At 66.3% G+C, this 23,493-nt stretch carries 22 protein-coding genes and 1 pseudogene; 13 read left to right on the forward strand and 10 right to left on the reverse strand.

The features are described from left to right. Positions 1–164: 164 nt before the first annotated feature. Complete coding sequence (locus D892_RS49170) at positions 165–287, forward strand: hypothetical protein (protein ID WP_255360222.1); 123 nt, start codon at positions 165–167, stop codon at positions 285–287. A 56-nt stretch (positions 288–343) separates the two neighbouring features. Here D892_RS49170 and D892_RS0113700 read toward each other — a convergent pair whose 3' ends face one another. Continuing rightward, entirely contained in the window at positions 344–1,393 is a 1,050-nt protein-coding gene (locus D892_RS0113700; protein WP_024801778.1) for an aldo/keto reductase, read from the reverse strand. 126 nt (positions 1,394–1,519) lie between these two features. Here D892_RS0113700 and D892_RS0113705 point away from each other — a divergent pair, with 126 nt between their 5' ends. After that, entirely contained in the window at positions 1,520–2,125 is a 606-nt protein-coding gene (locus tag D892_RS0113705) for a TetR/AcrR family transcriptional regulator (protein WP_024801779.1), read from the forward strand. Positions 2,126–2,189: 64 nt separating this feature from the next. Here D892_RS0113705 and D892_RS0113710 read toward each other — a convergent pair whose 3' ends face one another. Further along, positions 2,190–2,993: an LLM class flavin-dependent oxidoreductase gene (locus D892_RS0113710; RefSeq protein ID WP_024801780.1), complete on the reverse strand. Its 804-nt coding sequence runs from the start codon at positions 2,991–2,993 to the stop codon at positions 2,190–2,192. Between the two features lie 138 nt (positions 2,994–3,131). Between D892_RS0113710 and pta the strand changes: the two genes are divergently transcribed. From pta to D892_RS0113730, 3 genes are all read left to right on the forward strand, one after another. Then, on the forward strand, positions 3,132–5,207 hold the full coding sequence (gene pta / locus D892_RS0113715; RefSeq protein ID WP_024801781.1) for a phosphate acetyltransferase: 2,076 nt from the start codon (positions 3,132–3,134) through the stop codon (positions 5,205–5,207). Between the two features lie 186 nt (positions 5,208–5,393). Further along, complete coding sequence (locus D892_RS0113720) at positions 5,394–6,590, forward strand: acetate kinase (protein ID WP_024801782.1); 1,197 nt, start codon at positions 5,394–5,396, stop codon at positions 6,588–6,590. Positions 6,591–7,008: 418 nt separating this feature from the next. Continuing rightward, positions 7,009–8,532: a carboxylesterase/lipase family protein gene (locus D892_RS0113730; RefSeq protein WP_024801783.1), complete on the forward strand. Its 1,524-nt coding sequence runs from the start codon at positions 7,009–7,011 to the stop codon at positions 8,530–8,532. A gap of 189 nt (positions 8,533–8,721) precedes the next feature. Here the strand turns inward: D892_RS0113730 and D892_RS49175 are convergent. From D892_RS49175 to D892_RS45125, 3 genes and pseudogenes are all read right to left on the reverse strand, one after another. Next, a pseudogene (locus D892_RS49175) lies at positions 8,722–8,811 on the reverse strand (winged helix-turn-helix transcriptional regulator); the annotation flags it as partial. Positions 8,812–9,080: 269 nt separating this feature from the next. Then, entirely contained in the window at positions 9,081–9,836 is a 756-nt protein-coding gene (locus tag D892_RS0113735) for a class I SAM-dependent methyltransferase (RefSeq protein WP_024801784.1), read from the reverse strand. Between the two features lie 184 nt (positions 9,837–10,020). Next, a complete protein-coding gene (locus D892_RS45125) occupies positions 10,021–10,491 on the reverse strand; it encodes an SRPBCC domain-containing protein (RefSeq protein WP_084161065.1) in 471 nt (156 codons plus the stop codon). Between the two features lie 561 nt (positions 10,492–11,052). On the opposite strand from D892_RS45125, the gene D892_RS45130 reads away from it, so the two are divergent. The 8 genes from D892_RS45130 (at position 11,053) to D892_RS0113780 (ending at position 19,918) form a co-directional block, all read left to right on the forward strand. Continuing rightward, positions 11,053–11,718, forward strand: coding sequence for a TnsA-like heteromeric transposase endonuclease subunit (locus D892_RS45130; protein WP_198036893.1), 666 nt, complete (start codon positions 11,053–11,055; stop codon positions 11,716–11,718). Beyond that, positions 11,706–12,257, forward strand: a complete 552-nt coding sequence (locus D892_RS0113750; protein WP_024801786.1) for a hypothetical protein — start codon at positions 11,706–11,708, stop codon at positions 12,255–12,257. The genes D892_RS45130 and D892_RS0113750 overlap by 13 nt, the downstream gene beginning before the upstream one ends. Positions 12,258–12,849: 592 nt before the next feature. Continuing rightward, complete coding sequence (locus tag D892_RS45135; RefSeq protein ID WP_084161067.1) at positions 12,850–14,121, forward strand: MFS transporter; 1,272 nt, start codon at positions 12,850–12,852, stop codon at positions 14,119–14,121. Between the two features lie 804 nt (positions 14,122–14,925). Then, entirely contained in the window at positions 14,926–15,837 is a 912-nt protein-coding gene (locus D892_RS0113760) for a polyprenyl synthetase family protein (RefSeq protein ID WP_024801787.1), read from the forward strand. A 183-nt stretch (positions 15,838–16,020) separates the two neighbouring features. Further along, positions 16,021–17,373: a cytochrome P450 gene (locus D892_RS0113765; protein WP_036567022.1), complete on the forward strand. Its 1,353-nt coding sequence runs from the start codon at positions 16,021–16,023 to the stop codon at positions 17,371–17,373. A gap of 108 nt (positions 17,374–17,481) precedes the next feature. Next, the gene (locus tag D892_RS0113770; RefSeq protein WP_156959505.1) at positions 17,482–18,582 is read left to right on the forward strand and encodes a hypothetical protein; all 1,101 of its coding nucleotides are present in this window, start codon (positions 17,482–17,484) and stop codon (positions 18,580–18,582) included. A gap of 260 nt (positions 18,583–18,842) precedes the next feature. Further along, positions 18,843–19,436 carry a TetR/AcrR family transcriptional regulator gene (locus tag D892_RS0113775; RefSeq protein ID WP_024801790.1) on the forward strand — a complete coding sequence of 198 codons (594 nt, stop codon included), beginning with the start codon at positions 18,843–18,845 and terminating at the stop codon, positions 19,434–19,436. Positions 19,437–19,441: 5 nt separating this feature from the next. Continuing rightward, on the forward strand, positions 19,442–19,918 hold the full coding sequence (locus D892_RS0113780; protein ID WP_051499658.1) for a DUF6640 family protein: 477 nt from the start codon (positions 19,442–19,444) through the stop codon (positions 19,916–19,918). Positions 19,919–20,029: 111 nt separating this feature from the next. On the opposite strand, the gene D892_RS43665 is transcribed toward D892_RS0113780, so the two are convergent. The 5 genes from D892_RS43665 to D892_RS0113800 all read right to left on the reverse strand — a co-directional run bounded on the left by D892_RS43665 (position 20,030) and on the right by D892_RS0113800 (position 23,476). Beyond that, entirely contained in the window at positions 20,030–20,563 is a 534-nt protein-coding gene (locus D892_RS43665; protein WP_051499058.1) for a hypothetical protein, read from the reverse strand. Next, complete coding sequence (locus tag D892_RS43670; RefSeq protein ID WP_156959506.1) at positions 20,563–20,901, reverse strand: hypothetical protein; 339 nt, start codon at positions 20,899–20,901, stop codon at positions 20,563–20,565. Before D892_RS43670 ends, D892_RS43665 begins: the two co-directional genes overlap by 1 nt. 162 nt (positions 20,902–21,063) lie before the next feature. Further along, entirely contained in the window at positions 21,064–21,693 is a 630-nt protein-coding gene (locus D892_RS41150) for an AAA family ATPase (RefSeq protein WP_198036894.1), read from the reverse strand. After that, positions 21,690–22,313, reverse strand: coding sequence for a 3'-5' exonuclease (locus tag D892_RS0113795; protein WP_024801793.1), 624 nt, complete (start codon positions 22,311–22,313; stop codon positions 21,690–21,692). The genes D892_RS41150 and D892_RS0113795 overlap by 4 nt, the downstream gene beginning before the upstream one ends. Continuing rightward, positions 22,310–23,476, reverse strand: a complete 1,167-nt coding sequence (locus D892_RS0113800) for a hypothetical protein (protein WP_024801794.1) — start codon at positions 23,474–23,476, stop codon at positions 22,310–22,312. Before D892_RS0113800 ends, D892_RS0113795 begins: the two co-directional genes overlap by 4 nt. Positions 23,477–23,493: the final 17 nt, after the last annotated feature.

Consider the following 23,493-nt stretch of genomic DNA (forward strand, 5'->3'; position numbering starts at 1 on the left):
GATCCCGCCTGAGCGCGTGGCCGACCCACGTGCTGCCTATACCGCTGCCCTGTCGTTGCCGCAGCGCTGCCACTGGTCTATTTCGCTGTGGCGCAACCGAAGCCGGGCCTTCTACCGTGAGGGTGAGTCCGAGGGGGCCCGCGGTGAAGCGCTTACTGTTCCTCATGATTGCGTTGGTAGTCGGCGTATCGACCTATGACTACGGCAGATCGGCAGGTCACTACGGGTTCATCGTCGTGGCCGGTGTTCTCGCCGCCTTGCTGCTGGCCGCCAAGTTCATCGAGTAGGTACCGGTGCCCGGCGGGATCGGGACCCGGGGTGCACCGATGGGAATCGTTGCGGTTCACCAGGAGACGTGACGGCGGCGACGCTTCGGGTCGGCGAGTACGGCCGCGCCGTAGCCGGTGTCTTCGGGGTTGAGATCGACACCCGGCGCGACGATGCGATCGATGCGGTCGAGTACCGCAGGGTCCAGGACGATGTCCGCGGCGGCCAGTTGGCTCTGGAGGTGTTCGGCGGTGCGGGGACCGATGATCGCCGCGGACACCGCCGGATGGGTGGTGACGAAGGCGAGTGCCAGCTGGATCAGAGTCAGGCCGGACTCGTCGGCGAGGGCGGCGAGTTCGGTGGCGGCGGCGAGCTTGGCCCGGTTGCCGGGGATGCTCAGGTCGTAGTGGGCGAGCGTGGTCGGGAAGGACATCGTCCGGGTGCGGTGGCTGGTCGGGTCGGTCGCGTCGCGACGCCAGCGGCCGGACAGCCATCCACCGGCCAGCGGGCTCCACGCCAGTACTCCCATTCGACAGGTCTCGCAGGTCGGCAGCACGTCGGCCTCGATGCCCCGGGTCAGCAGGGAGTACGGGGGCTGTTCGCAGACGAAGCGTTCGCGGTGCCGGCGCTCGGCGGTCCACTGGGCCTGCACGAGCGTCGAGGGGGAGAACGTCGACGAGCCCGCGTAGCGGATCTTGCCCGCGCGAACGAGGTCGGTCAGCGCGCCCAGGGTCTCGTCGAGATCGGTGGCGGGATCGGGGCGGTGCACCTGGTAGAGGTCGATGTGATCGGTGTCCAGGCGGCGCAGGCTCGCCTCGCAGGCGCGGATGATCCAGCGTCGGGACGCGCCGCGTTCGTTGCGGCCCGGGCCCATCGGGCTGGATACCTTTGTCGCCAGGACGATTTCGTCGCGCCGCCCGGCGAGTGCCTTCCCGACGATCACCTCGGACTCGCCGCCCGAATACACGTCGGCCGTGTCGATGATGTTGATGCCCGCGTCCACCGCGGCACGGATGATGCCGATCGACTCGCCGTGATCGGGATTTCCCCACTGCCCGAACATCATCGAGCCCAGGCACAGCGAGCTGACCTGGACTCCGGTACTTCCCAGCGTGCGGTACTGCATGAACGGCCCTTCTGCGGATGTGGAAGCGCGACCGGCGGGTGCTACCGTCGCAGCAAGCGGAGTAGGCTCCGCTTACCGTCCCACATTAAGTGGAGCCGACTCCGTATAGCAACCAGGGAGGCGACCATGGCCGATCCGAGCGCCCGGCCGACCCGGGCCGATGCGCGAGCCAACGAGGACAAACTGCTCGCCGCGGCCGCCGCGGCCTTCGCCCGGGACGGCGCCGCCGCGACCTTGAAGCAGATCGCCAAGGACGCCGGCGTCGGCATCGGCACCCTGTACCGCCGCTTCCCGACCCGCGAGCAACTCGTCGACGCCACCTACCGCTACGAGACCGCCCGCCTCGCCGCCCGGCCCGCGGCCCTGCTCGGTGCGCTGCCCGCCGACCGAGCCCTGCGGACATGGATGTCCGAGGTGCTGGACTACCTCGCTACCAAGCACGGCATGGCCGACACGCTCAAATCCCTCCTCCGGAGCGATGAGCGGCTGAGTTCACAGACGCGCGAGCAGCTGACCGGTGCGGTCGAGGAGTTCCGCCTCGCGGGAATCGCCCAGGACGTGATCCGGCAGGACGTGCCCGCCTCCGACATTCTCGCGGCCCTGGCGGGTGTCACCCTCGTAGCCGGGTCCGGCCACCAGCGGGGGCAGGCCGAACGCCTGCTCGATCTGCTGATGGACGGCATCACCCGCCCGAACGGATGGGGCGGGACCGAACTCGCGGAGGCGCCGTGATGATTGATCGTGCCCGCCCCGGCGGCCGTGCTCGCGCAGACTCGGCGAACCGACCTTCGGGGAATTACAAGGCGGACTTGACTTTTGCGATGAACTCGTAGACACGACGCCAGTCGTCGAAGAACGGTGCGACGATCACCCTCTCGACGCCTGCGGCGGCGTACGCCGATATCTTGTCGGTCGCCTCGGCGAGGTCCGTGGGCAGCGCGGTGACGACGGTGACGGCGGGGGTGGGGCGGTTCACCGCCGCGGCCCGCTCGGCCAATTCCGCCTTCGCCGTAGTCAGTTCGTCGGGAGTCGGGTCCATGCCGATCCAGCCGTCGGCATGGGTCGCGGTGCGGCGCAGGGCCGCGGTTCCGTTGCCCGCCACCAGGATCGGCGGGACGGTCGCGCCCGGGGACAGCGCCACCTCGGTGCCGTCCGGCAAGACCGCCTGACGCCCGGCGATCAGATCGGGGAGGACGGCCAGCGCCTCGTCGGTGCGCCGTCCGCGGCCGGTGAACTCCTGTCCCGCCGCTCGCCAGCCGATGTCACCGTGCGCCGGGTTGCCGGTGCCGACGCCGAGCAGGATCCGGTCGCCGGACAGGTATTGCAGCGTGGCAACCTGCTTGGCCGCCCAGGCGGCCGGGCGCAGGGCCAGCAGCAGCACGCCGAACCCCACGCGGATCCGCTCGGTCACCGCCGCCGCGGTGGCCACCACCGCGGTGCTCTCCAGAATCGGCGCGCTGGCCACCAGGTGATCGGTGGACCATACCGAATCCAGGCCCCCCGCTTCGGCCAGTCGCGCCGCGGCTCGCACGTCGCCGAGGACGGGGTGGTCGGGATCGGGCGTGGAGGTCGGGAGAAACGCGCCGAGATCGATCGTCATGCCGAGTGGAACCGGCGGTGGCGGCGGATGATTCCGGCATGTCGGACATAACGATGCGTGGCCCGAGGGAATGTGATTTCCGGAAATTCGCCAGTTCGCCACCGGGCCGGCCGGCAATCGGTCACTAAGCTCTCGGGCATGGCCGATACCGCTCCGTCCACCGTGTACATCGCCTCGCTCGAGGGCGACACCGGCAAGTCGACGGTGGCGCTGGGGACGCTGCAGATGCTGTCCGCCACGACGCCGCGGGGCGGGGTCTTCCGGCCGATCATGCGCTCGGCGACCGAACCGGACTACATCCTGGAGCTGCTGCTCGAGTACTGCACCGCGGATATCGACTACGAACAGGCCTGCGGCGTCACCTACGAGCAGGTGCACGCCGACCCGGACGCGGCGATCAGCGAGATCGTCATGCGGTTCCACGAGATGGCCAAGGTCTGCGACGCCGTGGTGGTGGTCGGCAGCGACTACACCGATGTGGCCAGTCCCAGCGAGCTGCGGTACAACGCGCGCATCGCGGTGAATCTGGGCGCGCCGGTGTTGCTGGTGCTGCGCGGTTCCGGGCGCACACCGGAGCAGATGGTGCAGGTTGCCGAGCTGTGCCAGGGCGAGCTGGCGCAGGAGCACGCCCACCTCACCGCCGTCGTGGTCAACCGATGCGATCCGGACCGGCTCGACGAGATCGCCGATGCGGTGCGGGTGGCCGGCCCGCCGGTGTGGACGCTGCCGGAGGTGCCGCTGCTCACCGCGCCCACCATGTCCGAACTGTCCGGGGCGATCGGCGGCGAGTTGTACTCGGGCGATCCGGAGCTGTTGCAGCGCGAGGCGCTGTCGGTCATGGTCGGCGGCATGACCGCCGAGCACATTCTGGAGCGGCTCACCGACGGCGCCGCCGTCATCGTCCCGGGCGATCGCTCGGACGCGCTGCTGGCGCTGGTGAACGCCCATGAGGCGGAAGGGTTTCCGTCGTTGTCGGGCATCATCATGAACGGCGACATCCGGCCCGAGCCCACGGTCGCGCGGCTGATCGACGGCATGCGGCCGAAGCTGCCGATCCTCACGACCCCGCTGGGCACCTACGACACCGCCAATGCCGCCGCCCGCACCCGCGGCCGGGTCTCGCTGTCGAGCATCCGCAAGGTCGACACCGCGCTCGCCCTGATGGAGCAGCGGGTGGACGGGCGCAAGCTGCTGGAACTCGTGGCGGTGCCCGAACCGGCGGTGGTGGTGACCCCGCAGATGTTCGAATATCAGCTGGTGGAGCGGGCCCGGGGGGACCGGCGCCGGATCGTGCTGCCCGAGGGCGACGACGACCGCATTCTCCGCGCCGCCGGCCGGGTGCTGCAACGCAAGATCGCCGATCTGACCATCCTCGGCGACGAGGCCGCCGTCCGCGGGCGGGCCGCCGAACTCGGCCTCGACCTCGAGGCGGCGCAGGTGCTCGATCCGCGCACCAGCGATCTGTGCGAGGAGTTCGCGGAGGAATACGCAAAGCTGCGGGCGCACAAGGGGATGACGGTGGAGCGGGCCCGCGAAGTGGTCACCGACATCTCGTATTTCGGCACGATGATGGTGCACGAGGGGATCGCCGACGGGATGGTGTCCGGGGCGGCGCACACCACCGCGCACACCATCCGCCCGTCGTTCGAGATCATCAAGACCGAGCAGGGCGTTTCGACGGTTTCCAGCGTGTTCCTCATGTGCCTGGCCGACCGGGTGCTCACCTACGGCGACTGCGCCGTGGTGCCCGACCCGACCGCCGAACAGCTGGCCGATATCGCCATCTCCTCGTCGCGGACCGCCGAGCGGTTCGGTATCGATCCGCGAGTGGCGATGCTGTCGTACTCGACCGGGGAATCGGGCACCGGCGCCGATGTCGACAAGGTGCGCACGGCCACCAAGCTCGTGCACGAGCGGGCCCCGCAGCTGCTGGTGGAGGGGCCGATCCAGTACGACGCGGCGATCGAGCCCACGGTGGCCAGCACCAAATTACCGAACTCGGAAGTCGCCGGGCGCGCAACGGTTTTCATCTTCCCCGACCTGAACACCGGCAACAACACCTACAAGGCCGTGCAGCGCAGCGCGGGCGCGGTGGCGATCGGCCCGGTGCTCCAAGGGCTGCGCAAGCCGGTCAACGACCTGTCCCGTGGCGCCCTGGTCGCCGACATCGTCAACACCATCGCCATCACCGCGATCCAGGCGCAGTCGGAATGAGCGCGAACGCCGGTGCCGGCACGAGAGCGTCACGCAGGCGTGCGGACGCGCTGCGGCGGGCGTGGCGTGCGCAGTACGGCTCGGCACGACAGTGCGGGACGCCCGTTCGAGCAGGGCAGGGCACGGAATGAGGGGCACCCCCTCGGCGTTGCCCGCGACAGGGGCACACGGCAGACAGGAGGCGCGATGCAGGTCCTGGTGATCAACTCCGGCTCGTCGTCGATCAAATATCAACTGCTGGATCCGGATTCGGGGGAGATGGCGGCGTCCGGGCTGGTGTCGCGGATCGGAGAATCGGTCGCGGAGGACGCGACGACCGTCGAGCATCGCAGTGACGGGCGCACCCTCGAACACCAGGGTGCGATTGCGGATCATGCCGCCGGGCTGCGCATCGTGTTCGACCTGTTCGCCCGCAGCGGGCACGATCCTCGCACCGCCGGGCTCACCGCGGTCGGGCACCGGGTGGTGCACGGTGGTGAGGTGTTCTACCGGCCCACCCTGATCGACGACTCCGTGGTGGAGTCGATCAGCGAGCTGTCTTCGCTTGCGCCGCTGCACAATCCGGCCAATGTGACCGGCATCGAGTCGGCCCGCACGCTGCTGCCGGAGGTCCCGCAGGTCGCGGTGTTCGACACCGCGTTCTTCCACGGCCTGCCCGAGGCCGCCAAGACCTACGCGATCGACGCGAAGGTCGCTGCCGCGCACGGGATTCGGCGATACGGATTCCACGGCACGTCGCACGAGTACGTGTCCGGGCGAGCGGCCGAGCTGCTGGGCCGCGATCCGGCCGAGCTGAACCAGATCGTGTTCCACCTCGGCAACGGCGCCTCGGCGTCGGCGATCCGGGGCGGTCGCGCGGTGGACACCACGATGGGCCTCACGCCGCTGGAGGGCCTGGTGATGGGCACCCGCTCCGGCGACATCGACCCGGGGATCGTCCCGCACCTGGTGCGCACCGCCGGGCTGGACATCGACGGCATCGACAACCTGCTCAACCGGGATTCGGGCATCAAGGGCCTGTCCGGGGTCAACGACTTCCGAGAACTGTTCCGGCTCATCGACACCGGGGACGAGGCGGCCCGGCTGGCCTACGACGTCTACGTCCACCGGCTGCGCCGGTACCTGGGCGCGTACCTGGTGGAACTGGGCCGGGTCGATGCGATCATCTTCACGGCCGGTGTGGGGGAGAACAATGCCCGCGTCCGCGCCGATGCACTGGCCGGTCTGGAGCGCTTCGGCATCGCGGTGGACCCCGATCGCAACGAGTCGAAAGACCGTGCGGCACGGTATATCTCGCCGGACGGCAGTGAGGTGGCCGTCCTCGTGGTACCGACCGACGAGGAGCTGGCCATCGCCCGCGCGGCTGCTCGCTTGGTGGCCTGAACGGATGCACGGCACAACCACCGAGTGCCCGCAACAGGTTCTGTCTCGCGTCGAGAACTCGGCAGCTCCGGCCGGTCGCATAGTTGATGCCACACCTGGCGAGATCACCCGAGAGTGCCCGGCAACAGCCGATCAGCGGGAGACCGCGCGAACCGGCCTTGCCACAGAGCTGCTCACGACCGCGAATCCTGCGCTGCGCAATTCCGAACCGGCGGATCAGCCGTCTTGGAGAGCGTCGCCCTCGTCGTAGTCGGGGGTCGGGGTGACGTCGCGTGACAGGGCCGTGTGGTCGGCCACGCGGAGCCGTAACGGAGGAAGAGCCGTTCGGTGCGGCGAGATATGAAGTGGCCCTAAATGGTTTGCGCCGGATCCGTGTGCGCGGGGATGCTCGGTCAACAGCCATAGAGAGGCACAGCGAATGGCCGCAGCCAGCAAGCCGTCCGAGTCCGAGCCGGAGGTCCGCACGGCGGCCGGTGTGCTGCGCGGCGGCCGGGAGGCGGGGCTGGCGGTCTTCCGCGGCATCCCGTTCGCCGAACCACCGGTCGGCGGCCTGCGTTTCGCCGCGCCGCAGCCGGTGCGCGGCTGGGATGGGGTGCGGCCCGCCCTCGCCCACGGCCCGCCGCCCCCGCAGTCCGCCGTGCTCGCGGTGTCTCAGGACACCGCCGGAGGCGACTGGCTGACGGTCAATGTCTGGACGCCGGAACCGGATCCGGCCTCCGGGCTCCCGGTGATGGTGTGGATTCCCGGCGGTGGTTATGCCATGGGCAACTCCGGCCTGCCGGAATACGACGCCGGGCACCTGGCCGCGATCGGAACCGTGGTCGTGACCCTCAACTACCGTCTCGGCATCGAGGGGTTCGCCCGGATCGAGGGCGCCCCGGCCAACCGTGGACTGCTCGACCAGGTAGCGGCCCTGGAGTGGGTGCGGGACAACATCCGGATGTTCGGCGGCGACCCCGACCGGGTGACGGTCTTCGGGCAGTCTGCGGGTGCCGGATCGGTCGCCGCGCTGCTCGCGATGCCGTGCGCCGCCGGGCTCCTCCGCCGGGCGATCGCGCAGAGCGTGCCGGGGACGTTCTTCTCTCCCGAGCTGGCCGCCGACCTCGCCGCGGCCTTCGCCGCCGAGCTCGGGGTGGCGCCCACGGTGGCCGGGCTGTCGGCGGTGGCGCCGGACCTGCTGTCCGCCGCCGGCGACGAGGTCTTCGCCAAGATGGACCAGTGGCGGGAGCGCTGGGGGCAGATCGCCCACCGGCCGATTCCGTATGCGCCGGTTGTCGACGGTGACGTGCTGCCCACGACCCCCTGGCGGGCGCTGGCCGAGGGCACCGCCCGGGACGTCGAGCTTCTCGTCGGGCACACGCGAGACGAGCACCGGTTGTTCAGCCTGATCGACGGTGTGCTCGGCCAGGTCACACGCGAGCACACCGAAACCGCGCTGCACGTTCTCGCCGCCGGGCCGGACGGTGCGCGCCGGTACCGGGAGGCGTTCCCGGCCGCGGGCGATGAGGAGCTGTACGAGCTGGTCAACGCCGACTGGTTGTTCCGCATGCCGAGTGTCCGGCTCGCCGACGCGCAGATCGCCGGCGGCGGCCGAGCCCACCTCTACGAGCTGACCTGGACTGCCCCGGGCATGGGCGGCGCACTCGGCGCCTGCCACGGTCTGGATGTGCCGCTCGTCTTCGGCAATCTGGGCAGTGGGCAGACCGCGACGCTGATCGGCGACCCGCCCTCGCCGGAGGCAACGGAGCTGTCGGCGCGAATCCGGGGGTCGTGGACGTCATTCGCCGCGCACGGCGACCCGGGCTGGCCGGCGTACGACGCCGATCACCGCCTCGCCCAGATCTTCGACACACCGTCGACGGTCACCGCCTACCCGGAGGAGGCATCGCGGCTGCTGTGGCAAGATTTCACCTTCCCGGCGCTGCCGCTGCTCGCGCGGTGAAGTTGAACCACCTGCGGGATAACTTGTCCATCTGCCCACGCGGACAACAGCTTTCAGAACCAGTTGCGGGGCGGGACCGCGCAGCGATGCCACCCCCGATTCACTCGGACACAGAACCTGGTCGCGGTGGTAGGCCGCCTGGGCCTGCTGGATGATGTCGATATTGGTCTCGAGCGTCACGATCAGGGCCTCGAGGTGTTCGGCGACCTGGGCGCCGAGGGCAGTGCGGGTGTATTCGACGCGCGGCGGGATGGACTGCTGCACCTCGCGGTGGATCATGCCGTCGCGCTCGCTCGGCAAGTGACGGGCCGGGGTTCCCGCCGGCGGAAGCTCCGCCGCCGGGAACACCCGTCGCACTTCAGGATTCGGCGCCGGTACCACCACGCTGATCCACGCCACCGACGCCGTCCGTCAAGCGCCGTGACCCGGCCACCGACCGGTCCTTCCTGGTCCATTGTGCTCGGAGCGTGAGCCGAGCGACTCTGCCAGGACGTTTGACAGCGAAGATGTATGTGCCGGGTAGGTGCGGACGGGCAGTAGGGCGGCGATCAGTCAGCGTGCAGAACGAAGAACAGGAAGCACAGGAACCTGTTGTCGGCGCTCTCGCCGAGCACCTCGGGGATCAGATCGCGGGCGGCGGGCAGGGCCGGCGGTTCGCTGATGGCACTGATACGGAAGCCGGCGGCGGTGAAGGCGTCGGTCATCGCGTGCAATGGCCGGTCCCAGAAACTCAGCTGGGCAGTCTGCCCGCCCATGGTCCATTCGTCGATCCGGTTGCGGGTCTGGAAATAGTCGGTCGTGTCCCCGGCCAAGCGCTGCCCCAGGAAATTGGCGAAAGGATGCTCGACCGAGACAACGAGCCGACCGCCGGGGATCAGCACGCGCCGCAGCTCGGCCAGCGCCGGTCCCCAGTCCCGCAGGTAGTGCAGCACCAGAGACGCGACAACGTCGTCGAACGCGCCGTCGGGAAAAGGGAGCAGGTCGGCCAGGTCACCGAGCCGCAGGTCCGCCTCGGCGCCGAGGCGTTGTCGCGCCTGCTCCAGCATCCGGGCGCTCGCGTCGATTCCGGTCAGGACGGCGCCACGATCGCGCAGCGCGGCGAACAGCGGACCCGAGCCGCAACCGACGTCGAGGATCCGCCGCCCGGTCACGTCCCCGGCGAGTTCCAGGATCGCGGGCCTGTTGTAGTACGCGTGCAGGACGCCGGTCTCGTTCTCGGCCGTGTAGCCCTCGGCGATGCTGTCATAGCCGCTTACCCGGGCCGGATCAGGGGGAAGTGCATGGCCTTCTGGAACCTGAATCATGCGCTCCATCCTGGCACGCCGGCATGGGGGATGCGTTGTAAACCCTTGTCACCCAATAATTCCGGATGATTCACCTCGCACCATGCGGCATGAGAGTGCGTTCGGGCGCCACGACTAGGGCGCGGCCGACCAGCTCAGGTCGTCAATCATCCTGTTCGCTTCGGCTTCGGATCGGCTACCTGGCCTATCGAGATCTCGCTACTTCTTCAAGTCGTTCGAGCAGTTGCCGTGCACCGTCAGCAGCCTGGAAATCCTCCAGATGGCGTCGACGGTCCTCATCCGATGCGTAGTACGAGCGCAGCGTCACGCGAGTTCGGGATACGCCTTGGTCCTCCACATCTATCAGCATGACGGAACGCGATGGGGCAAGCCCCCACTCCTCCGATCCTTGATGAACGTAGGCGACTCGCCGGGCCGGTTCGACTTCATCGAAAATGTAGACGTTAGCGAAATCGGTGCCGTCGGGACCATGCATAACGACATCGAATCGCCCGCCGTCAGCGACGTTGAGTTCACGCACCGTGCTGGTGAACTCGGCCGGTCCCCACCACTGAGCGATGCTGGCCGGGTCGTTCCACGCCGACCAGATGGCGTCAGGGGACGCAGCCATCACCCGTGTCAGTTCTAGATCAGGCACGTCACCCGCATGAGACATGCAGGCAATCCTATTCGAGCAGGTACATCACGATCTGACCGACCCGTTCGCCGGACCCACCCCGCCCCACCTACCGGCGCCGTGCGAGGCACGCGACGCCGCGGTACTCGCCGAGCTGCGAGCACTCCAGATCGAAACGGCTACACACTCACCGACCTAAACCGGTTCGCCACCTTGCTGAGCGGCATCGAGATCCCGCCCGCGACCTCCACACCGAGCCCTTCTGACACGTCCAGCGACCAGACACGCCGACCCGGGGTGACGCCAAAATTCACGGATAGACCCGCCCCGGATCGGTCCCGAGTGACGCCAAAATTCATGTCCGCTGCCAGCGGGGTTGAGCCGTTGCCATCGAAAATGAGCCATCGGCTCGTTCCTGCCATTACAGTTGCGCCGATCCTAGCGGTTCGACTTGTGTTGGCGGGAGGATGTTTTGGGCTCGGCACTGCCGGTAGCTCGCGATTCTGTCAGCGTGGCGGACCTTTTCACTGTCGAGTTCTTCGCGAATCCCGGCAAGCGGTCGACTGTGGTGTTGTCGCAGTGCTGGGATGTCGCGTTCGAGTGCTGTTCACCGGCTCGCCGGTTTCCGTCGTATCGAGGTCAGAGGAGTTTCCGGGGTGGTGGTGGTTCGCCACGACCGGTGAGCATGTCGGTTACGAGTCGTGGCTGGAGCGGGATCATCTGATCGCGCTCGACGCCGATGTGGATGTGACCGGTGTTGCGTCCCAGCCATTTTCGCTGCGATGGCGCGACGACGGCCGGATCCGGCGGCACGTGCTGGACTACTTCGTGCGGATGCGTGATGGGGGTGCGGTAGTGGTTGATGTTCGTGCCGACGACCGGATCGAGCCCGCGGATGCTGAAGCGTTCGAGGCCGCTGGTCGCGCGTGTGAGTCGGTGGACACCTCCCCGAACCGGACAGCCCGTGCACGCACTCGACTCGGCATGAACGTGCATCAGGAAGCGCTGTCGGCCAACCTATTTGGACGACCGATCAACGCACGGGTTGCGGCAAGAGAAGTGCGGTCGGCCGAAGGGCGTGGCGTTGCATCCACCCAGGTCTGTTCCGCTGTAGCGTGCTTCTGCTGTGAAGTAATCCCTGGTCGGTTTGGTTCCGAATTGCTTTGCGTAACCAGTGGTCCACGCGTGTCGTTGATTATGAAATGGAGTGTGGCAGTATGGGAGTCGCACGGAGACTGGGTCGTTCGATCGCCGTGGTCGGGCTGACGATGCTGACCGGCAGCCTGCTGACCGGGACAGCCTCGGCCGAATGGCCAACAGGGAAGACACCGTTCCGCATCCAACTCGGGGCAAACTCCGAGTTGTGCGTGGCCTTGAAAAGACCGAAAGGGTTCGCGCCGACTGTGGACCTCGCGCCCTGCAACCCTGATGCCGTCGACCAGAGGTGGGAAGCCATCGACGATGCGGGGGCGTCGCGACTGCAGAACGGGGAGCTCCGCAATACCTGCCTGGATGTGATACAGGTCGACACCGACGAGCCCACGGTTTGGGGACGATCGTGCAAGTCAACGCAAGCCCGCAAAACGGCGGCCCCCAAGTGGACATATCAATCCATCCCCGGCAAACCCGGCACGGGCACGATCGGCCCGGACAATCCGCCCGGGAAGTTCTGCTGGCAGAAGGGCCAGTTCAACGGCACTACCAATGCCGCCACCGGCGAGATGAAGGGCGGCACCTGGTCTGTCCATTTGATGCCGTGCAAACCTGGTGACGCGGAGCAGTCGTGGATCTTGATCCCTCTGTGAGGGCCCACGGACAATCGTCTCGTCCGGGGCCCCGACCGCCTTCTGTCCACGCGGATCACTGGTACATGCCGCGCGTTCACCGGGCAGCCTGAACGCACTCAATTCGGCATTATCGAGCGCTCTCAGGACCGGGCCAGAGTGTCGACTACCCAATGGTGCACTGAGCGAGCGCTCACTCCTGACCTCGCAGACGACCCGATCAACCACCCCGCACGTGGCGCGAGAGAATAGAGCAGGTAGCGAATAGCACCGCCCACCAGTGGTCGCAGTCACCCTCCGTGCCCGTAACCATCACGAAGACGTCGGCTTCTCTGGGGGTCCCGGAGAGTTGATGCCTGGATCTGAGAACATTGTTGCAGCTCAGCGTCTTTCGTTAAGATGTAGCAGACCACCACATATGTGGTGGAAGGACTGGCGTCGATCGCGTCGATGGTGCGTGGTTGGCCGGATGCCCGAATGCGCCCTTGCCCGAACTGGGGCGAATTTGTAGAGATGCAGTGGCCGGCCTGCGACGGTCGCGCAGGGCGGTGGCATCCGATGGACCGTTGACCCTCGTCTGGTGTCAGTGCAGAACGGGTGAGGGAGTGATCCGGTGGGTGGTCTCGATGATTCTTCCTCGCGCCCTTCGTTCTACCGCTTTTGGGCGGCTGCGGCGATTAGTTCGTTCGGTTCGGCGGTGACCGCGGCTGCGATGCCTGTTCTGGTGGTCCAAGTACTCGGTGCGACACCGTTCGAGGTCGGCGTCGTCAGCGCCGCTCAGTTCGTGCCATACGCGGCGCTAGGACTCATCGCAGGCGTTTACGCCGATCGGTGGCGTCGCAAACCCATTCTCGTGTGGGCAAGTATTGGGCGTGCGCTCTCTCTGGGGGCAGTCCCGGCGTTATGGCTCACGGGACTATTGCAGATCTGGGCATTGGTCATCGCGCTGTTGTCGTTCGGCGCTTTTTCGGTTTTCGGGTTCGCGGCAACCCAGTCGCTGCTTCCTCGCCTCGTACCCCGAGCGAGTCTGGTCACGGCCAATGCGCGCCTCGATCAAACAGACGCCGCCGCTACGACTCTCGGACCAGCAATCGGCGGCGGACTCGTCGGTCTGCTCGGAGCCCCTGTGGCGGTCGCCGTCGACGCGATCAGCTACGTCGTCGATGCCGCACTTACCGTGAGCATCCGAGTCGACGAGCCCCGACCCGTGGCTCGTGCCCGCAATCTTCGTGCGGAGATCCGCGACGGTTTGCGGTGGACTTATCGCCATCGCACGCTCGGCCCACTGGCGGTGTCGACGCATGTCTGGTTTCTCGCCAATGGCGCTGCTATGACGGTACTTTCCCTGCTCGCCTTGCGATCGCTGCGATTCACTGCTTATACGTTCGGGATATTGCTGGCAGTCTTCGGAATCGCCAGCCTGGTCGGCGCGTCGATCGCGCCCCGGTGCGGCAGTTGGATCGGATCAGGACGGGTGATCATTGCCGCGCGTGTGGCATACCCGATCACCTGGCTTCTCGTGGCCATCGCCCCTGCCACTGACATCGGCGCTGCTCTACTATTTGTCGCACTGGTCTTACAGGGACTCGCCGCCGGCACAGAGAACTCCAATGAAATGGGCTTTTGGCAGACGCTCACCCCGGACGAGCTTCTTGGCCGAGTGAACGCCACCCGGCGTTCGATCAATCGAACGATAGCTGCGTTCGGCGCACTCATTGCAGGCATCCTCGCCGGGCAGATCGGGAATCGCCTTACGCTCGTCTGCACCGTCGTTGTCTTCGCGGTCGCCGCACTCGCCGCAGCGCTATCCCCTCTAGGAGACGCACCCCGTGCTGTTGATGACCATAGGCACAGCGGCTTGCGCGAAGGAACACCAAGCCATTAGGTGAAGCGGCAGGACTGACCGCGACGCGCGTGGAACATGGTGAAACACAGCTAGTTGCAGACCGGTTCGGGCTGCTGCTCGTAGCAACACGGAACAATAGAGGTACGCGTCCCAGAGAACCGTCGCAAAACTCCACCGGAGTGTGTGCGACACAACGCCACACCACAAGTCTGAATCCCCGAGAGAAGGTGACGTCTTGGTGCTGGTTGCGCGCCTGGAGGGTGATGGCGACCACGTACCAGCAGGCGCCGGTGGTATAGAGAAGTGCCCAGCTGTACAACGTGCCGGGCAGCCATTCTCCGTCTGCTGGTTGGGTTGCGAAGGCGCGGGCTCGGAGCCGCAGCGAGGACACCTCGCCTGCGCCACGACAATCCAGCGTAAGCCCCGGGCCAGCCCGCGCGCGGCGGACACCGGCCGTCAGCCAGCCTCGCCCGAGTAGCGGCTTGTATAGGTTCTAAACAGACACGCGCTTCAAGTGCCGGCATACCGCTGCAACCAGGCAAAAGCGAGCGATAAGCGGCATGACCGACCCTTGACCGGCCTGTAGTCGGCAGGGCATATAGGGGATGGAATCGCGTTCATTTTGAGACGCCGTCTCGAGTGGTCCTCAGCTGAGTACCGCAAGAATGCGGTGGGCGCATTGCCGCTATGCGCGCCAGGCTCGTCGGTTTCGCTGGCCGGTAGGTGAGTCTGGTATCGGCGTGGTTTCCGGGGATGGCCGGTTCGGCTGGTTCTGCGGATCGCTGCCGAAGGCCGCAGGCCAGAGGATGCTCGCCTACTGGTGGGCGGGGAGGAGTCGACCCGATGGCCGAGACCGTGAGTGTCCCCGTCAACACTGCCGCCCAGCAGCTGATGACGGAGGCCCGGCAGTTGTGCGAGTCGGCGCTGCGGGACGCTGTCGAGTCCTTGCCGCGGTCGCTGCGCGACATGGCGCGCTACCACTTCGGCTGGTGCGACCGGACCGGTGTCCCGATCCGGGCGGGGTGGGGCAAGGGGCTGCGGTCCGCGCTGGTTTTCGCCGCAGCGGCTGGCTGCGGTGCGGACCCGATGGTCGCGGTGCCCGTCGCGGTGGCGGTCGAGCTGCTGCACAACTTCACGCTGATCCACGACGACGCCATCGACGGCGACCGGACGCGCCGTGGTCGCGCAACAATTTGGTGTGTCTGGGGTGTTTCGCACGCGATCTGCCTGGGAGACGCCCTTCACGCTCTGGCCGTCCGGGTCTTGGCAGATGCCCTGCCGGATGCGATGGCCAGCCGTGCAGTGGGGCTGCTCGAGTCCGGGGCGCTCGAGGTCTGCGGGGGACAGTGCGCCGACTCCCAAACCATCGCTGCGTTCGACGAATTCGGCCGCCAGCTCGGGCTAGCGTTTCAGATCTCCGACGACGTCCTCGGCATCTGGGGAGATCCGGCCGTAACCGGCAAACCCGTTGGTACCGACCTGCTCCGGCGTAAACGATCGTTCCCTGTGGTGGCTGCGTTGGCATCGGGCACACCTGCCTCGCAGGAACTATCCAGTCTGTACTGCGCTGACCAACCGATCACCGAAGCCGGAGCGGCTCGCATCACAGCGCTGATGGAGGCCACAGGGTCTAGATCGTGGGCGCTGCAGTACGCCGAGCAGCGAGTTTCCGCAGCGATTGCGGCACTGCCGGACCAAATGACGACCGAAGATTTGACTACCTTGGCCGGACTCATCGCGATCAGAGAATCGTAGCGCGACCCACCCATGAGAGCCGCGGAACGCACCAGCGGCCAACGAGGACACGGCCATGGCAAAACAACCGGCGGAAACCCGCAACTCATTCCAGCACAAGCCAATACAAGAGCGGTGGGGGCACCTTTTCTGCTGGGCATCCGCAGTGGGTGCTCCGTTTCAACCCGACGTACTGGAGTTGTCATGACCTCTGCAACAACTACAGTGCCGACAGCCCCGGGACGATTGCCGCTGTTCGGGCATGTCGCCCGGCTGGCCCGGCATCCGCTGGCCTTCTTGGCCGACGTCCGAGCGCGTGGGGAGATCGTCAAGATCTTCCTCGGCACGCGCCCGGTTTTCGTGGTGAGTTCACCGGCGTTGATCCGCACGATCCTGCTGGCGGAAAGCAACAAGTTCGACAAGGGCACCCTGATGGACAAGACTCGCCCTTACCTCGGGAACGGCCTTCCGAACTCCTGCGGCGCATTCCACCTGCAGCAGCGGCGCCTGCTGCAACCGGCCTTTCACCGCGACCGAATCCGCGGTCACCTCGAAACCATGCGGACGCGGGCCGAACACCGTACTGCCAACTGGCGTGGCGGGCAACAGATTCCGTTCTGCCAGGAGATGCACGACCTGACATTCGACATCGTGACACGCACGATGTTCTCGACCAGTCTGGGACCGACACGCAGCAGTGAGTTCCAGCAGGCTCTCCCGGTGGCGATCAACGGGTCGGCTGCACGGGCGCTGGCGCCGGCAAGCTTCTGGGAAAAGCTGCCACTGCCGAGCAACCGCCGTTTCGATGCAGCCGTCGCAGCCGTCCACCGGATCGTCGACGAAGTGATCGGCTCGTATCACGCCGAAGGGGTCGACCACGGTGACCTGCTCTCGACGCTGCTGGGTCCACTCGGACCCGACGCAGACAGTCGAATGCCCGACCAGCACGTGCACGACGAGGTCATCTCCATCATCATGGCCGGGACCGAAACCGCCGCCACCACCTTGTCGTGGTTGTTCTATGAACTGGCCTTACAACCCGAAGTCGAGCAACGGCTCGCGACGGAACTGCAGGCAGTACTGCACGGTCGGCCGATCGAATTCGACGACATCCACGCCCTGGAATACACCAATTGCATCCTGACCGAAACGCTACGGCTACACACCCCGAATTGGGTGTTGATGCGGCGAGCCATCGAACCGGTCGATGTAGGCGGCATAAGACTGGAACGCGGATCGGAGGTGCTGTTCAGCCTCACCACATTGCATCGTGATCCCGAAATATACCGCGACCCAATGCATTTCTCTCCCAACCGCTGGCTGCCTGAACAGGCCGACGCGCTTCCGCGCGGCGCATTCATTCCATTCGGGCTCGGAAACCGCAAATGCATCGGCGACTCCTTCGCCTTGACGGTCATGACCGTCGTCGTAGCCGCCATCGCAACACAGTGGCAGATGTCCCTGGCGCCAGGTTGCCGAGTCCGCGAGACCGCCGGCGCCACCGTGCAACCGACCGGACTCGTTCTCCGCGCCGATAACAGAGACCAATCGCTATGAGCAGCACAGTATTTACAGCACTCGGCAACGATCTTACCGCTCACAAGTGCCCAATAGTCCCGGCAAAGTGAGCGGTCTGCGATCGGACTTTTCGACGAGGACCACATCATGACACCGCCGACCGACCCGGTGACGGCCGAGTACCCCCGGATCTATTGCCCGATACCGTCCGCTGTACACCCCGAAGCGAGAAGGATCGAACAACGAACGGTCGACTGGATGCGAAAGCGCAAGTTCTACAGCAACGAGTCAACCCGTCGCAAGCTGGAACAGGCCAATGTCGGCGGCCTGGTGGCGAGGCTGTTTCCCTACGGCACCACCGCGGCGCTCGAGGCAATCTCCCGACTACACTGCTGGGGTTTCGCATTCGACGACGAGATCGAGCAGGTCGCGACGCACCAGCTGATCACGGTGGCCGACCAGCACTTCGGGTTGGTACGGATGCTCGACGCACCATCATCGGATGCAATGGACGGCCCGCACGCCTCGGCTTTTCAGGAGATCTGTCAAACATTCCGGAACCTTGCCACACCCGCAGTGTTCGGGCGCTGGGCCGATCTCTATCGCGGATTCACACTCGGAGCGGTCTGGGCATCCATTTACCGGCAGGCAGGTGCGGTGCCGAGCATGAACACGCTGACCACGATAAGACAATTGGACTCCGGGGCTCTTGCCTACGGCATCGGCCTGATCGAACTGGCCGGCGGCTTCGAGCTCACCTCCGCACAATTGGCCCGGCCGGCCGTGCGTACGTTGACCGACATCACCGCGGCGATCTTGGCCTGGGACAATGACATCTACTCGTACCGCACAGAGGTACAGAACAGCATCGACCATATCAACCTGGTAACCGCCATCAGCAGTCATGAGGCGTGCAGCCCGCAGCAGGCGTTGACCAAAGCACTCCACATGCGCAACCAGGCGATGCGCCAGTACCTGCACCATCGCGGCGCACTTGCCGCCGAGGACAACCTTTCTCACTACCTGCGGGGCCTCGACCACCAGCTCCGCGGAAACCTCGATTGGGGACTTGCAAGCCGCCGCTACGACACCGCGAACCGCCACCAGTTGTCGACAACTCTCGACACGATCGACGAAGTCGGAGCAAAAAGCATCACGCCGCCCTGTCTCCCCACCATCCAATGGTGGTGGGGAGCTGAGAAACGCACACCGCGACTGCACCCCTCCAACGAACCGACTCTCGACTGATCAACTTGTAGCGCTCGAACATCCGCTCATCGGCATGTGCGAGCGTTCAAAGGTCGTGCCACCAACCATTCTGGACGGCAGACCAACGCCCGCGCAGCGGCATGAGCGTGCATCCGTCGCTGGAGGACGCGCGGGAGGGACAACTGCCTCCGCACCAGTCGGCCGTCCAGGGAATCTGCCCGTGGGACTTCTCATCCCACGCCAACTTCGATACAGTTTGTTCCATAACTTTGGAACAAACTGTCGCATAAGGGGGTGTTGTGCGACCACCAGATCCGCGAACGGTGCGCAGTCGTGATAACGCGCTGGCATCGGCCCGGGAACTGTTGATCGAGCAGGGATTGGCCGGACTGACCCATGGTGCTGTCGCCGCACGTAGCGGTATCAGCCGGGCCACGCTGTACCGGCTATGGCCCGAGCCGCCTGATCTGGTGCGCGCCACGGTCGTCTTGCACATCATGTCGGCGCAGTCGCCGCCGACCGGTGACCTGCGCGCAGATTTACTGACCGCACTCGCGGCGACCCGCGCGATGCTGCACGAACCCGCCACTGAGCAGGGAATGCGGGTGATGATCGAACGAGCCGGTGTCGACCCGAAATTCGCGGAGGTCAAGGAGGCGCTGTATCGGTCTGGCACCCGGGTTGTACGCGAGATTCTGGCTGCCGCCATCGCGCGCGCCGAGCTGCCCGCGGAGCTGGATATCGATGTCGTCGTCGATCAGCTCCACGGCCCGCTGTTCTTCCGGCGACTGGTCGCCAACCAACCCTTCGAACTCGATTACGTGCGCGCCGTCATCGATGACTTCCTGCGCTGCCAATCCGCGAAAACCATACGCCAGCAAGGAATCTTGTAAACATGATGACCTCGACAACCAGGTCCTTCTCCGCTCCGCGCCTTCTTGCCGTACTCGTCACGATCATCACCGCGGTCGGTGCGGTGCTCGCAGACCTGGTCATCCCGGCGAGCGCCGTCCAGCACCTACGTAACGACGCGTGGCCGCCGCACGCGAAATTCCATGACGCCCAGTACATCGTCATGACTGTTCTGCTCAGTGCGGTCGCACTGACACTGCTACTTCAGCGAGGGAACCCAACTCGCTCTCGAATGTGGGCGGCCTGCGCGATCCTGGCCACGCCATGGCTGGGTCTGCTGGGCGCCACGCTGTTCCCCGGCACGGCGGTGCACGACCCCGAGTTCGACAACGGGTCGATCCTCGGCCTACACCCCCAGGTTTTCATGGCCGTGATCCTGCTGACACTGCTCGTTGTTGCCGCCGCCATCACTGCCCGACCCGAAGCCGGCACGGAATCGTCAGCACCATCGCGAAGTCGCTGAAATCGGCATGTGCGGACGTGCGAGCACTTCGCGCGGCAGGCGCGGCGACCGGCCAGCGAACCCGGCCGGCGCACAGCTCATTTGGGCTTGACGGTCTATAGGACCATCGCGCTAGAGTTCGAACTGCGCGATACCGTTTTCGATGGTGTCGGTGAGCCACGCCATGAATCCGGCGTAGTCGACGTCGGTGGCGACCCGCATCAATCGGCCGCGCCTGTCCCGGTAGATACGTGCATCGGGCTCGATGCGTACCCGCACTTCATCGAATCGGACGAACGGCAGGCCGAGGGTCGCGGACAGGAGCAACGGGTCGTGCATCTTGCTCGCCGGTTTCCGGTCACACCATCGTTCCAGGCTGACGGCTATCCATCGGGCCCAGTGCGGCACATCGGGTTTCGACATCAGCCGGAACAGATCCGAGTCCGGTGTGATTGCCAGCCGATCGTCGTTCGTCCAGTCCGACAACAACAATCGCGGTGCGAGCGCGGTACGCAAGGCGAGCCCGGCCGCTACCTGATCGAGTCGCAAATTGTGTGATGCCCTGCGCAAATCTCGGTACTCGTCGAGCCATCCACCTTGTTGCCACACCTCGATCAGCTCCGAACGGTGCGGCTCGACGGTGAAAACGTGGGCGAGGTTCGACATCAGACCATACCGACCCAGTCGACTCCGCTGCCGGTGTCACACACGCGGGCGACCATCCCGGCCACATCGGTCGGCTGTGCGGGTGTGTCGGCAATGTAGTCGTCGACCAGGAATCTCTCGGCACTGTCGGCAAGGCCGCGGCCGGCGACGACGGGAACGTCGGTGCGGCCGAACGAATCCAGGAATCGGCGGGTAGCCCCTGCGCGCCGCCCGCCGGTTTCATCCGATGTGACGATCGATAGTGGGAGCACGGTGAGTGCGGCGATTGCGACCGCGATCACGTCGTCGGCGTCGAACCATATGTCAGTGTCGATGATCACCGACCGTGGTGTTCTCATTCCGCCCCCACCTTTCTCCTGGTCTTGCATCCGTCACGGACAGCATTGTCCGCGTGTTCTTTTCGGCCTATTGCTGCGTAAGTGCAGAACTGGGGATCGGTGTGCCGCCATGCCCCATCGAGTTCCGGCTGATACCACGAGGTGTTCGAGGAGTCGGGCCGGTTACGCGGTTGCGGTGGCCGGGCCGGGCATCGTGTCGTCGCCCAGTTGTTCGGCAACGAAGTTGGCGGCCAGGGTCAGCGCTGCGTCGTGTCCGTCGGCGGTGAGAGGCAGCCACGGCAGGGCCAGCTCGCCCAGCACGGCTCCGACGTGGTGGTCGGCGAGGGTGCGGAATTGGTGGTTGCCGTCGCGGGTTTTGTTGGTGCCCAACGGGATGTCGGGGTCGAGCTGGGTGCGGAAGATCAGGTGGTAGCGGTCGCTGTGGGCGCGAGCGAGGGTGTCCAGATAGGCCCACCCGTCGGGGTCGGTCGTTTCGCCGCGATAGTCGAGGGCGGCCCGGTAGTAGCCCAGTGCGTCGGGGACGGCGCGGTCGACGAGTACGACGTCGCCGTGTAGCCATGCCTCGAGTTCGTTGCTGATGCCCCTGGTCATGATCCACAGCGTGGAGGTCCAGGTGTGGTTCCACAGGATCGGCATCCCCATCCGCTGGGCTTGTTCGCCCAGGTCCGCGACGGTGGCGACCTGGAGACCGGTCCGGCGTAGTTCGTGGGCCAGCCGGGCGAGGAAGGTGCTCTTGCCGGTGGAATGGGTGCCGACCACCGCGATGGTGACCGGTTGCTCATCGGTGTTCACCACAAGCCTCCTTCGGGTTCGGGTGCGGGCAGGAAGTCGGGCAGACCGGCCGCCGCGACCAGGGCGGGCCAGTCCAGTTCGCCGTCGGTGATCAGCGCGCACAGCAGCTGCCACGCCGCCCAGCTGTCGTACCCGGCACGGTGGTAGCCCTGCCCGGCAACAGGGGTGGTGTCGAGTCGGCCGCGTTCGATGAGCTTGTCCAGGGCGTAGGAGTCCAGGCCCGGCCACACCTGTTTCGCCAGCCGCAACGTGTCCAGGATCAGCGGCGGATTCCAGTCGGGCAGATGCGCGGTGAGGACCTTCCGCTCGACGGTTGCGTTGTGGGCCACCAGCACCCGCCCGCACAGTGCTTCGTCGATCTCGTCGGCCACCTCGTGCCACCGTGGGCAGTCGGCGAGGTCGGTGTTGCTGATTCCGTGTACCTTGCGGGTCACGATCGGCGTGACCGGTTGCTGTGGCTGGATCAGCCACGACCGCAACGCATCCGGCGTGACCGGCCCGTCGACCAGCAGCACCGCGATTTCGATGATCTCGGGCGGGTTCTGCCCGTTGCCCTCTACATCGGCCACGGCCAGCTGCCGCGCGTGCAGGGCGGCCGGGAACGGAATCGGGTTCGTCATCGTGGCGTGTTCTCCCTCGTGGCAGGCCAGCCGAGGTCGGCGCGGCCGTGGCGGCGGTCGTGGTGGGGCTTGGCGATGTCGTGCACCTGGTAGCCGTGACCGTGCTGGAGAAAGTAGCGGCGCTGCTCGTCGAGCCCGGCGACGACCACGGCGCGATCATCGATGCCGATGAGCTTGCCGCCCAGCTCGGCGGCCTGTTCGGCGACATGCCGACCGTCGGGGTGTCGCCACGCCCGGGCGCAGCGCCGTAGCTGGGCTGCCGGGCAGATGTCGCACAGCTCCCGAATCCCGTAATGGCCGTTGTAGTCCGCGACACCGTGCGCGTAGGCGACCGCGCAGCTGGTCTTGCGGAACAGCGGGGAGCCGGGCCGGCCGATGTCGGCGGCATCGAGAATCCGCCGTTCCAGCGCCTCGGGGAACACCTTGCGCCGCGCGCCCTCCGCATAGGGTTCGGGCAGCCCGTTCGCGCGGTAGTAGTCGCGGATCTGGTCTTTGAAGAACAGGCCGGTGAACACGGTCGCGTGCGCGTGCCGGCTCAGCGTGAGCGCACGACACAGATGCGCATCCGAGTCGTTGAGACCGGGCACGATCGGCCGCCAGTACAACACCACCCGATACCGGTCGGAGTGCTCGAACGCCGTCACCAGCGACCGCGCCGCGATCGCCGAGTCCACCGGCTCGATACGCGGATCATCGATACCCGAATGAGTCACCAGCACAGTAACTTTCAAGTTCTCGATCGAGTTCAGAACCTTGCAGTCCTCGGGATCGATCCGCCACCGGGTGATCACGAGAACATGGTTGGTCAGCCCGCGCGCGTCCAGCAGTTTCAGCATGCCGAGCGTGTGCTGCTTGACCCTCGGCAACATCGGATCGGTAGCCCGATTCAACAGCTGAATCGGGGTGACGTGCGGCCGGAAATACCTGTGCCCGGTCAACAGGTCGGCCGCCTCCTCGTCGCTCATCAGCGCGCGCGGGACCTTCATCGCGAAGTTGTCGAACAGGTGCCGCACGCAGTACCCGCAGTCCAGCGGGCACCCGACGATCCAGTTCAGGCTCAAACCGGACTTGCGGTACTCGACCACGTCCAGCAGTTCCGGCCGCATCCTCGCCCGCTGCTCGGCGGCCAACAGCGGAACACCGTGCCGGGTCGTCGTTGTCATGGCTCGCGCCTCCCACT

Source organism: Nocardia sp. BMG51109 (genome assembly GCF_000526215.1).
Taxonomy (GTDB): Bacteria; Actinomycetota; Actinomycetes; order Mycobacteriales; family Mycobacteriaceae; genus Nocardia.

What these genes read in the sequence shown, in the direction of transcription:
- D892_RS49170 (WP_255360222.1), top strand. Translation starts at nt 165, where the DNA reads ATGATTGCGTTGGTAGTCGGCGTATCGACCTATGACTACGGCAGATCG.
- D892_RS0113700 (WP_024801778.1), bottom strand. Translation starts at nt 1,393, where the DNA reads ATGCAGTACCGCACGCTGGGAAGTACCGGAGTCCAGGTCAGCTCGCTG.
- D892_RS0113705 (WP_024801779.1), top strand. Translation starts at nt 1,520, where the DNA reads ATGGCCGATCCGAGCGCCCGGCCGACCCGGGCCGATGCGCGAGCCAAC.
- D892_RS0113710 (WP_024801780.1), bottom strand. Translation starts at nt 2,993, where the DNA reads ATGACGATCGATCTCGGCGCGTTTCTCCCGACCTCCACGCCCGATCCC.
- pta (WP_024801781.1), top strand. Translation starts at nt 3,132, where the DNA reads ATGGCCGATACCGCTCCGTCCACCGTGTACATCGCCTCGCTCGAGGGC.
- D892_RS0113720 (WP_024801782.1), top strand. Translation starts at nt 5,394, where the DNA reads ATGCAGGTCCTGGTGATCAACTCCGGCTCGTCGTCGATCAAATATCAA.
- D892_RS0113730 (WP_024801783.1), top strand. Translation starts at nt 7,009, where the DNA reads ATGGCCGCAGCCAGCAAGCCGTCCGAGTCCGAGCCGGAGGTCCGCACG.
- D892_RS0113735 (WP_024801784.1), bottom strand. Translation starts at nt 9,836, where the DNA reads ATGATTCAGGTTCCAGAAGGCCATGCACTTCCCCCTGATCCGGCCCGG.
- D892_RS45125 (WP_084161065.1), bottom strand. Translation starts at nt 10,491, where the DNA reads ATGTCTCATGCGGGTGACGTGCCTGATCTAGAACTGACACGGGTGATG.
- D892_RS0113760 (WP_024801787.1), top strand. Translation starts at nt 14,926, where the DNA reads ATGGCCGAGACCGTGAGTGTCCCCGTCAACACTGCCGCCCAGCAGCTG.
- D892_RS0113765 (WP_036567022.1), top strand. Translation starts at nt 16,021, where the DNA reads ATGACCTCTGCAACAACTACAGTGCCGACAGCCCCGGGACGATTGCCG.
- D892_RS0113770 (WP_156959505.1), top strand. Translation starts at nt 17,482, where the DNA reads ATGACACCGCCGACCGACCCGGTGACGGCCGAGTACCCCCGGATCTAT.
- D892_RS0113780 (WP_051499658.1), top strand. Translation starts at nt 19,442, where the DNA reads ATGACCTCGACAACCAGGTCCTTCTCCGCTCCGCGCCTTCTTGCCGTA.
- D892_RS43665 (WP_051499058.1), bottom strand. Translation starts at nt 20,563, where the DNA reads ATGTCGAACCTCGCCCACGTTTTCACCGTCGAGCCGCACCGTTCGGAG.
- D892_RS43670 (WP_156959506.1), bottom strand. Translation starts at nt 20,901, where the DNA reads ATGAGAACACCACGGTCGGTGATCATCGACACTGACATATGGTTCGAC.
- D892_RS0113795 (WP_024801793.1), bottom strand. Translation starts at nt 22,313, where the DNA reads ATGACGAACCCGATTCCGTTCCCGGCCGCCCTGCACGCGCGGCAGCTG.
- D892_RS0113800 (WP_024801794.1), bottom strand. Translation starts at nt 23,476, where the DNA reads ATGACAACGACGACCCGGCACGGTGTTCCGCTGTTGGCCGCCGAGCAG.